Raw genomic sequence first — 1548 nt, forward strand, 5'->3', positions numbered from 1 at the left:
AGCCTCGTCAGTAAAATCTGTGGGCAGCCTCCGGCACAGGCAGCCGCCCAAGCGCATGATATAGTGCGATTTCCAGGCATCTGTAGGTCCTGAAGCCGTAGGATTTTCTGGCGGTCACTTTCGCTTTGTTGTTCAGCCCCTCGACAACGCCGTTGGAGATGGTCTTCTTGGCCTTGAACCAGTTCAGGATCAGCTCACGATGCTGGCGGATATTCCTGGCCACTTTCTTCATCGGTTCGATCTTCGAGCGCATGGCCCGCGTGGTCCAGCGATCCAGGAACTTTCCCGCCCATGTTGGCGACACATATTCCCAAAGACCGTTAAAATCTTCCCGCAGCAGGTAGGCGCGGATACTTCTCAAGTTGTACTTCAGCAGCTCTGAGAGTTTTGCCTCCTGGTTCTCCGTCAGGTTCTCTCTGCGCTTCAGCAAGCTCCAGCGGCTTTTTGTCAGCACCGGTTCGTAGCCGTCCTTCTTTAGCTGCCTGTGCTCTTCCGCTCGCACGCTGTCGATGGCCTTGTTGAACATCGACATGATGTGGAACCGATCCAGGACATGCAGTGCCTGCGAGGCCCGTTCCTTGATCACCTTGAGATAGGCCTGCCACATGTCGGAGCACACATACTTCAATTGCTGACTTCGCTCAGGCCCCAAGAGATCGAAGAAGCCTTCCAGGGTCTTGCTGGTGCGCTCCTTGCCGACCCACAGCAGCCGGGTGTGCCCTTGGTCGATCTGGTACACCAGGGTGACATAGTCATGCCCCCTGCGCCGAGCTATTTCGTCGACGCCAATGGCTTCAATACCCGATAAATCCCGGTGTTTCAGGCCCCAATCTACGACATACTCCACGGCGGAGAACACCTTCTCCCAGCTGGTGCGGAAGTGGTCGGCCACTTCTTTCCAGGACAGTTTCTCCGCCCATTGGGCCAGGTACTGCATGTAGGTGATCGTCAGTTCCCGCTTGCCCCGTCCCCAGGGCACCTGCTCTACCTTGACGCCGCACCGGCGGCAGTTGACCCGCCGCATCTGATACACGAAGAACACGGCGAAGCCCCAGATGGGGATGAATTCGAAACGCCGCATGCCTTGGTGGTCATAGACCGATCCCGGCCTTTGGCAGCCAGAACAGACCGGCTTGGCGTTCTTGCGAGGCACTATCTCGACCTCGATCTCCCCCGGTCCGCTGCCGCTCTCTACAAGGCGTACATTGCGGTATACGAAGGACTTGAATTTTTGGCACCGATTCAGGATAGTCTTCAGTTGCATCTGTTGGGTTTGTGTTCTGGCGATCTTTTTTTGGCGAAACAGATCTTATCCAAAACACACCAACAGATGCACCTTCCGAATTCCCGGTCGGAATAGGCAGTCAAGGAGGAACGCAGGCGCTTGCGCCGAGTAGTCCTTGACTACCTATTCAGGCCAATACCCTCTCGCAGGTGGGTGGGCACCACCCACTTGCCTCCCGGCGAGGGCGGGGTAAGCCGCCCGCGGCTAGGGGCGGAGCCCCTATTGAGCGGGATTTAGACCCACAGATTCCGCTGAGGACCCTA

1 protein-coding gene is annotated in these 1548 nt (G+C 57.1%); it reads right to left on the minus strand.

Translation table 11 applies throughout. The annotated features are described in order from the left end of the window. Positions 1 to 7 precede the first annotated feature (7 nt). Positions 8 to 1264, minus strand: a complete 1257-nt coding sequence (locus FHS09_RS22460; RefSeq protein WP_183464139.1) for an ISL3 family transposase — start codon at positions 1262 to 1264, stop codon at positions 8 to 10. Positions 1265 to 1548 lie beyond the last annotated feature (284 nt).

The sequence above is a fragment of the Microbulbifer rhizosphaerae genome, from assembly GCF_014191725.1.
GTDB classification, from domain to species: Bacteria; Pseudomonadota; Gammaproteobacteria; order Pseudomonadales; family Cellvibrionaceae; genus Microbulbifer; species Microbulbifer rhizosphaerae.

Bases quoted from the DNA above. Each gene is read 5' to 3' on its own strand.
- FHS09_RS22460 (WP_183464139.1), bottom strand. From the start codon at position 1,264: ATGCAACTGAAGACTATCCTGAATCGGTGCCAAAAATTCAAGTCCTTC.